Below are 9,256 nucleotides of genomic sequence, written 5' to 3'. Positions count from 1 at the left end.
TCTTTAATTTTTTCAATTAGTTAATTCTCTGAACCGTACGTTGTCTCTGCGTGCTGTGGTATTGATTAAGAAGTGAATTAGTCATTAATGAGCGGCATTTTGCTTAAACTTGCGTCAGTTGGCAACTTATTCAGAAAACAGACCGCATTTGATGATAAGACAAGGTCGTGATTTTATTTCGACGCAAACGGTTTCGTCGGCGCGGTAGATTCTTTATAATGACGCCCGTTTCCCCCACTTGGGCACACCGAAAGCTTAGAAGACGAGAGACTTATGATGGAAATTCTGCGTGGTTCACCTGCACTGTCTGCATTCCGTATTAACAAACTGCTGGCACGTTTTCAGGCTGCCAACCTCCAGGTCCACAATATTTACGCCGAGTACGTCCATTTTGCCGATCTGAATGCACCATTGAATGAGGACGAGCGCGCGCAACTTGCACGTCTGCTGAAATATGGTCCTGCTCTTCACAGTCATGCCCCTGAAGGCAAACTGCTGCTGGTCACGCCTCGCCCGGGTACCATCTCCCCGTGGTCTTCTAAAGCGACTGATATTGCCCATAACTGCGGCCTGCAACAGATTAGCCGCCTGGAACGTGGCATTGCCTGGTATGTTGAGGCCTCCACGCTGACTGCTGAGCAGTGGCTGACGGTTGCCAATATTCTGCATGACCGCATGATGGAAACGGTTTTCTCTGCGCTGAGCGATGCTGAAAAACTGTTTGTTCATCACCAGCCTGCGCCGGTTTCCAGCGTTGACCTGCTGGGTGAAGGACGCCAGGCGTTGATTGACGCTAACCTGCGTTTGGGTCTTGCGCTGGCAGAGGATGAAATCGACTATCTGCAAGATGCGTTCACTAAGCTGGGACGCAACCCGAACGACATCGAACTGTACATGTTTGCACAGGCCAACTCCGAGCACTGCCGTCATAAAATTTTTAATGCCGACTGGGTGATCGACGGTAAGCAGCAGCCGAAATCGCTGTTCAAGATGATCAAAAACACCTTTGAAACCACGCCGGATCACGTCCTGTCTGCCTATAAAGATAACGCAGCGGTGATGGAAGGTTCTGAAGTGGGTCGCTACTTTGCTGACCACCAGACCGGTCGCTACGATTTCCATCAGGAGCCTGCTCATATCCTGATGAAGGTTGAAACCCATAACCACCCGACGGCGATCTCGCCGTGGCCAGGTGCCGCAACGGGCTCTGGTGGTGAAATTCGCGATGAAGGCGCAACCGGGCGCGGTGCGAAACCGAAAGCTGGCCTGGTGGGTTTCTCCGTTTCCAACCTGCGTATCCCGGGCTTTGAACAGCCGTGGGAAGAAGATTTTGGCAAGCCGGACCGTATTGTCACCGCACTGGATATTATGACCGAAGGTCCACTGGGTGGTGCTGCGTTTAACAACGAATTTGGTCGTCCTGCGCTGACGGGCTACTTCCGCACCTATGAAGAGAAAGTGAACAGCCATAATGGTGAAGAGCTGCGCGGCTATCACAAGCCGATCATGTTGGCGGGTGGGATCGGCAATATCCGTGAAGATCACGTGCAGAAAGGCGAGATCGTGGTGGGCGCCAAGCTGATCGTCCTCGGCGGTCCGGCGATGAACATCGGCCTGGGCGGTGGTGCGGCATCATCTATGGCTTCCGGCCAGTCTGATGCCGATCTTGATTTCGCTTCTGTACAGCGCGACAACCCGGAAATGGAGCGTCGCTGCCAGGAAGTTATCGACCGTTGCTGGCAGATGGGGGACGCTAACCCGATCCTGTTCATCCACGATGTTGGTGCGGGTGGCCTGTCTAATGCCATGCCGGAGCTGGTCAGTGACGGCGGACGCGGCGGCAAATTCCAGTTGCGCGATATCCTGAGTGATGAACCGGGTATGAGCCCGCTGGAAATCTGGTGTAACGAATCTCAGGAGCGCTATGTGCTGGCGGTGGCCGCCGATCAACTGCCGCTGTTTGATGAACTGTGTAAGCGCGAGCGTGCCCCCTATGCGGTGATTGGTGAAGCTACCGAAGAACAACACCTGACGTTGAGCGATAGCCACTTCGACAACCAGCCGATTGACATGCCGCTGGACGTTCTGCTGGGTAAAACGCCGAAAATGACCCGCGACGTACAAACGCTGAAAGCCAAAGGCGAGCTGCTGACACGTGAGCATATTACGATTGCTGACGCGGTAAACCGTGTGCTGCACCTGCCGACCGTAGCAGAGAAAACCTTCCTCGTTACCATCGGCGACCGTACTGTCACCGGGATGGTGGCGCGTGACCAGATGGTGGGTCCGTGGCAGATCCCGGTAGCGAACTGTGCGGTCACTACCGCCAGTCTGGATAGCTACTATGGTGAAGCGATGTCCATCGGTGAACGAGCCCCTGTCGCGCTGCTGGACTTCTCCGCCTCTGCGCGTCTGGCCGTCGGTGAAGCGCTAACCAATATTGCGGCCACGCAGATTGGCGATATCAAACGCATTAAACTCTCCGCAAACTGGATGGCGGCTGCGGGTCACCCGGGTGAAGATGCCGGGCTGTACGAAGCGGTAAAAGCTGTCGGGGAAGAGTTATGTCCGGCGCTTGGCCTGACTATCCCAGTGGGTAAAGACTCCATGTCGATGAAAACCCGCTGGCAGGAAGGTAACGAGCAGCGTGAAATGACCTCCCCGCTGTCACTGGTGATCACCGCCTTTGCTCGCGTGGAAGACGTGCGCCATACAATCACGCCGCAGCTGTCTACTGAAGACAATGCGCTGCTGCTGATTGATCTTGGCCTTGGTCACAATGCGCTGGGTGCGACATCGCTGGCACAGGTATACCGTCAACTGGGCGACAAACCTGCCGATGTGCGCGATGTAACGCAGTTGAAAGACTTCTACGACGCCATTCAGGCGTTGGTCGCACAACGTAAGCTGCTGGCTTACCATGACCGCTCCGACGGCGGTCTGCTGGTTACGCTGGCAGAAATGGCCTTTACCGGTCACTGCGGCGTTGAAGCAGATATCGGTACTCTGGGCGATGATCACCTGGCGGCGCTGTTTAATGAAGAGCTGGGCGCTGTCATTCAGATTCGCGCTGCTGACCGTGACGCGGTAGAAGCGATTCTGGCGGCGAACGGTCTGGCTGATTGCGTACATTATCTCGGCCAGGCGGTAGCCGGCGATCGTTTCACCCTGACCGCCCAAGGTCAGCCGGTGTTTAGCGAAAGCCGTACTACCCTGCGTATGTGGTGGGCGGAAACAACCTGGCAGATGCAGCGTCTGCGCGACAACCCGGAATGTGCCGATCAGGAACACAACGCTAAAACCAACGATGCCGATCCTGGTCTCAACGTTAAACTGTCGTTTGATATCAACGAAGATATTGCGGCTCCGTATATCGCTACCGGTGCGCGTCCAAAAGTGGCCGTACTGCGCGAGCAGGGCGTGAACTCCCACGTTGAAATGGCAGCAGCCTTCCACCGTGCGGGTTTCGACGCCATCGATGTGCATATGAGCGATCTGCTGGGCGGTCGTATTGGTCTGGGTAACTTCCAGGCGCTGGTGGCCTGTGGTGGCTTCTCTTACGGTGACGTGCTTGGTGCAGGCGAAGGTTGGGCGAAGTCGATTCTGTTCAACAATCGGGTACGTGATGAGTTCGAAACCTTCTTCCATCGCCCGCAAACGCTGGCACTCGGCGTGTGTAACGGTTGTCAGATGATGTCTAACCTGCGCGAGCTGATCCCTGGAAGCGACCTGTGGCCGCGCTTTGTGCGTAACCACTCCGATCGCTTTGAAGCGCGTTTCAGCCTGGTCGAAGTGACACAAAGCCCGTCTCTGCTGCTGCAGGGTATGGTGGGGTCACAGATGCCAATTGCGGTTTCTCACGGCGAAGGTCGTGTGGAAGTGCGTGACGATGCGCATTTGGCTGGGCTGGAGAGCAAAGGGCTGGTGGCGCTGCGCTACGTTGATAACTTCGGTAAGGTGACCGAAACCTATCCGGCTAACCCGAACGGTTCTCCAAACGGTATCACTGCTGTTACCACTGAAAATGGTCGCGTAACGATTATGATGCCACACCCGGAGCGTGTATTCCGTACCGTGAGCAACTCCTGGCACCCGGAAAACTGGGGCGAGGACAGCCCGTGGATGCGTATCTTCCGTAATGCGCGTAAACAGCTCGGTTAATCTGGTCAAACATCATGAAGCCCCTCTCGAGGGGCTTTTTTGTCGCCAGATACAGAGCGCCTGATGGCACTGCGCTTATCAGGCCTACGGGGAAGAGCGCTTGTAGACCGGATAAGGCATTTACTTCGCGATCCGACTGCCTGATGGCACTGCGCTTATCAGGCCTACGGGGAAGGGCACTTGTAGGCCGGATAAGGCATTTACGCCGCCATCCGACTACCTGATGGCACTGCGCTTATCAGGCCTGCGGGGAAGAGCGCTTGTAGACCGGATAAGGCATTTACGCCGCCATCCGGCTGCCTGATGACACTGCGCTTATCAGGCCTACGGGGAAGAGCGCTTGTAGACCGGATAAGGCATTTACTTCGCGATCCGACTGCCTGATGACACTGCGCTTATCAGGCCTACGGGGAAGAGCGCTTGTAGGCCGGATAAGGCGTTTACGCCGCCATCCGACTGCCTGATGGCACTGCGCTTATCAGGCCTACGGGGAAGAGCGCTTGTAGGCCGGATAAGGTACTTACGCCGCCATCCGGCTGCCTGATGGCACTGCGCTTATCAGGCATACGGGGAAGGGCACTTGTAGGCCGGATAAGGCGTTTACGCCGCCATCCGGCAATTAACTCAGCGCTTATGCCGCAAAATTAAAGTGTCGGGAAATCCCGACATTGTCAGGGTTGGTTTGTCGCCAAAAAGAGACACTTAATAATTTGATCTATAATGATTTTATTTTTAAGTGCAGCGAGTGTTGCTTATTAGCGACAGAGTGCACAAAAAACACTCAATCCTTATTTTTACACAATTATTCATATTTCTTATATTTATCATTGTGTTAATAAAGTGTTTTGAATATTGGCACAGATGCTGCATAATATTAACCAGTGGCTCATTCACCTTCTTATGTCAGCCCCTTCGGGACGTGCTACATAAACTTCGAATGACGCACAACAAGGTGCCTGCCGTCCAACATCTGATATTAGCGAAGCTCATATCAACCTTCGGGCGAAACGTCGAGTTAGGCACCGCCTTATTCCATAACAAAGCCGGGTTAATCCCGGCTTTGTTGTATCTGACGTTCCCCTCAGTTAGCATCGTCTTATTCCCGTCCATTGAGAGTAACGCCTTGAAGCGCTGGTCTGTTTTCCCTCGATCCTTACGTCAGCTGGTGACACTGGCATTTTTGCTGATCCTGCTCCCTTTGCTCGTACTGGCCTGGCAAGCGTGGCAGAGCCTGAACGCCCTGAGCGCTCAGGCGGCGCTGACTAACAGAACCACGCTCATTGATGCCCGACGCAGCGAGGCGATGACCAATGCCGCGCTGGAGATGGAGCGTAGCTACCGACAGTATTGTGTGCTGGATGATCCGACGCTGGCAAAGGTTTACCAGAGCCAGCGTAAGCGTTATAGCGACATGCTGGACGCGCATGCGGGCGTTTTACCGGACAACAAGCTCTACCAGGCGTTACGGCAGGATCTCAACGATCTCGCCCAACTGCAGTGTAATAACAGCGGTCCTGACAGCCAGGCGGCAGCCCGTCTGGAAGCCTTCGCTAATGCGAATACCGACATGGTGCAGGCTACACGTACCGTGGTCTTCTCGCGCGGTCAGCAGTTACAACAAGAAATTGCCGAACGTGGTCAGTTCTTTGGCTGGCAGGCGCTGGTACTGTTTCTCGTTAGTCTGGCGATGGTACTGCTGTTTACCCGTATGATTATCGGCCCGGTGAAGGGTATTGAACGGATGATTAATCGTCTGGGGGAAGGTCGCTCACTGGGCGATAGCGTATTGTTTACAGGCCCCCGGGAACTGCGTTCCGTTGGCCAGCGCATAATCTGGTTGAGCGAGCGCCTTTCCTGGCTTGAGTCACAGCGACATCAGTTTTTACGCCATCTCTCACATGAACTGAAAACGCCGCTGGCAAGTATGCGTGAAGGCACGGAGTTGCTGGCCGATCAGGTAGTTGGACCGCTCACTCCCGAGCAAAAAGAGGTGGTCGGTATTCTGGATGACAGTAGCCGTAATCTACAAAAGCTGATTGAGCAATTGCTTGATTACAACCGCAAGCTGGCGGATGACGAAGTAGAACTTGAGCGCGTAGAAATCGCGCCGTTGGTGGAAAGTGTTGTTTCAGCACATAGCCTGCCCGCTCGCGCCAAAATGATACATACTGATGTTGCGTTGGCGGCGAACGCATGTCTGGCCGAGCCCATGCTGTTAATGAGCGTGCTGGACAATCTTTATTCCAATGCGGTGCACTATGGCGCTGAATCCGGTAACATTTGGATCCGCAGCAGTTTGCATGGCTCGACGGTATACATTGATGTCATAAATACCGGCACACCGATTCCAGAAGCAGAACAGGCGATGATCTTCGAACCGTTTTTCCAGGGTAGCCATCAGCGAAAAGGGGCAGTCAAAGGAAGCGGGTTGGGACTGAGCATCGCCAGAGACTGTATCCGCCGTATGCGGGGAAAACTGTATCTGGTTGATGAGCATGCGCAAAGCGTTTGTTTCCGCATAGAACTGCCGCTATCTGCATCGAAAAACCACTAAAATGAACCTAAGTCTGGTGAGTATGCCACACGTTGTTGCCCGAATGCTTAAACGAGATTTTATTCGCCGCGTCTTACTCGCAAGTCTGCCATGCCTGGCGCTGGTCGGCTGCGTTCCCAACGCGGTGAATCACATTATCGGCGATCCTTCGCAGGAGAAAATCCCGCCGCATCAACTCGCTGATTACCTTGCCACCGAATGTACGGATATCTGGTCGCTATCGGGCCAGTCCACAGATACCAACCCGCTCTACTGGTTGCGAACCATGGATTGTGCCGATCGCCTGATGCCTGTTCAGGCACGCAGTGAAGCCAGTACCCAACTCACGGATACCTGGCAGGGTGCTTTTAAGCGTGGGATCCTGCTTGATGGCGCCCACATTACACCGCCTGAAAGGCGTGAAATAATGACCCGTCTGGATGCGCTAAGCCCGCAAATTCCGGCCCAGGTACGTCCGCTTTATCAGGTCTGGCGCAGTAGTCAAACGCTGCAGTTACAGCTTGCAGAAGAACGTATGCGCTACAGTAAACTTCAGCAGTCATCTGACAGCGATCTTGATGCGCTGCGCCAACAGCAACAGAATTTGCAGAGCCAGCTCGATCTCACCACCCGTAAGCTGGAAAACCTGACCGATATTGAACGACAACTGTCCACCCGTAAACCTGCCGGCAGCTACAATCCCGATGCGTTGCACGGTACTGATAAGCTCACGACGCCTGATGATGGGGAGGTCACGCCATGATAAGCCGCAAGCCCGCGCATCTGCTGCTCGTCGATGACGATCCGGGGCTGTTGAAATTGCTCGGTATGCGGCTGACCAGTGAAGGTTACAGCGTCGTAACTGCAGAAAGTGGGCAGGAAGGATTACGGGTACTGAATCGTGAAAAAGTGGATCTGGTCATTAGCGACCTGCGCATGGATGAAATGGACGGCATGCAGCTGTTCACTGAAATCCAGAAAGTGCAGCCGGGGATGCCGGTCATTATCCTGACTGCGCACGGCTCCATTCCCGATGCTGTCGCGGCAACGCAGCAGGGCGTTTTCAGCTTTCTCACCAAGCCGGTCGATAAAGACGCGCTATACAAAGCGATTGACGGTGCGCTGGAACAGTCCGCGCCTGCTACTGATGATAGCTGGCGTGAATCAATTGTTACCCGTAGCCCGTTAATGCTGCGTTTGTTAGAACAGGCGCGGATGGTCGCGCAATCGGATGTCAGCGTATTGATCAACGGGCAGAGCGGCACCGGGAAAGAGGTGTTTGCCCAAGCGATTCACAACGCCAGTCCGCGCAGCCACAAGCCCTTTATCGCCATAAACTGTGGGGCGTTGCCGGAACAACTGCTGGAATCAGAGCTTTTTGGTCATGCGCGCGGTGCCTTTACCGGAGCGGTGAGTAATCGTGAAGGTTTGTTTCAGGCAGCAGAAGGCGGGACGTTATTTCTCGACGAAATAGGCGATATGCCCGCGCCGTTACAGGTTAAATTGCTGCGCGTATTGCAGGAGCGTAAAGTTCGTCCGCTCGGTAGCAATCGTGATATCGACATTGATGTGCGGATTGTTTCTGCAACGCACCGCGACCTGCCCAAAGCCATGGCGCGGGGCGAATTTCGTGAGGATCTCTATTACCGTCTCAACGTGGTAAGTCTGAAGATCCCGGCGCTGGCCGAGCGTACAGAAGATATACCACTGCTGGCAAACCATCTGCTGCGTCAGTCAGCCGAACGGCACAAACCGTTTGTCCGTGCTTTTTCGACTGATGCGATGAAACGTTTAATGACCGCCAGTTGGCCGGGCAACGTGCGTCAGTTAGTCAACGTGATTGAACAGTGCGTGGCGTTAACCTCTTCGCCGGTGATCAGTGACGCGCTGGTAGAGCAGGCGCTGGAAGGTGAAAATACGGCGCTGCCAACCTTTGTTGAAGCGCGCAACCAGTTTGAGCTCAACTACTTGCGTAAGCTACTGCAAATCACCAAAGGCAATGTTACCCATGCTGCACGAATGGCGGGACGCAATCGCACAGAATTCTACAAGTTGCTCTCTCGTCATGAACTTGATGCAAACGATTTCAAAGAATAAATCTGCGGATTATGTTAGCTTTATTTGATCAAAAGACAGGCGACCTTTTCAAGGAATAGCATGAAAAAGATTGATGCGATTATTAAACCCTTCAAGCTGGACGATGTCCGCGAAGCGCTGGCAGAAGTCGGCATTACCGGTATGACGGTGACAGAAGTGAAGGGGTTTGGCCGTCAGAAAGGCCACACCGAGTTGTACCGTGGCGCGGAATATATGGTGGATTTTCTGCCGAAGGTAAAAATTGAAATCGTGGTTACCGACGATATTGTTGATACCTGTGTCGACACGATTATTCGTACTGCCCAGACCGGCAAAATCGGCGACGGTAAGATTTTTGTCTTCGATGTGGCGCGTGTTATTCGTATCCGTACTGGCGAAGAAGACGACGCGGCAATCTAAGCCGCGCCGTTAATTTGTAGGCCTGATAAGCGTAGTGCATCAGGCAGAGTGATTGCCGGATGACGG

At 54.0% G+C, this 9,256-nt stretch carries 5 protein-coding genes and 1 pseudogene; all 6 read left to right on the top strand.

Going from position 1 to position 9,256, the window contains the following annotated elements:
• The first annotated feature begins 273 nt into the window (after nucleotides 1-273).
• The 6 genes and pseudogenes from purL to glnB all read left to right on the top strand — a co-directional run bounded on the left by purL (nucleotide 274) and on the right by glnB (nucleotide 9,190).
• Nucleotides 274-4,161, top strand: a complete 3,888-nt coding sequence (gene purL, locus NNO02_RS15130; RefSeq protein ID WP_271455153.1) for a phosphoribosylformylglycinamidine synthase — start codon at nucleotides 274-276, stop codon at nucleotides 4,159-4,161.
• A gap of 216 nt (nucleotides 4,162-4,377) precedes the next feature.
• A pseudogene (locus NNO02_RS23865) lies at nucleotides 4,378-4,545 on the top strand (hypothetical protein); the annotation flags it as partial.
• Nucleotides 4,546-5,284: 739 nt separating this feature from the next.
• On the top strand, nucleotides 5,285-6,715 hold the full coding sequence (qseE, locus tag NNO02_RS15125; protein ID WP_271440708.1) for a two component system sensor histidine kinase QseE/GlrK: 1,431 nt from the start codon (nucleotides 5,285-5,287) through the stop codon (nucleotides 6,713-6,715).
• A gap of 22 nt (nucleotides 6,716-6,737) precedes the next feature.
• A complete protein-coding gene (qseG, locus tag NNO02_RS15120) occupies nucleotides 6,738-7,457 on the top strand; it encodes a two-component system QseEF-associated lipoprotein QseG (protein ID WP_271440709.1) in 720 nt (239 codons plus the stop codon).
• Entirely contained in the window at nucleotides 7,457-8,791 is a 1,335-nt protein-coding gene (gene glrR / locus NNO02_RS15115; RefSeq protein WP_305764056.1) for a two-component system response regulator GlrR, read from the top strand. Before qseG ends, glrR begins: the two co-directional genes overlap by 1 nt.
• Nucleotides 8,792-8,851: 60 nt before the next feature.
• The gene (gene glnB, locus NNO02_RS15110) at nucleotides 8,852-9,190 is read left to right on the top strand and encodes a nitrogen regulatory protein P-II (RefSeq protein WP_002914032.1); all 339 of its coding nucleotides are present in this window, start codon (nucleotides 8,852-8,854) and stop codon (nucleotides 9,188-9,190) included.
• Nucleotides 9,191-9,256: the final 66 nt, after the last annotated feature.

This window comes from Citrobacter sp. Awk 2 (assembly GCF_028069815.1).
GTDB lineage: Bacteria > Pseudomonadota > Gammaproteobacteria > Enterobacterales > Enterobacteriaceae > Citrobacter.
The sequence above is the reverse complement of the archived record's forward strand: the minus strand, read 5'-3'. Positions and strand labels throughout refer to the sequence as shown.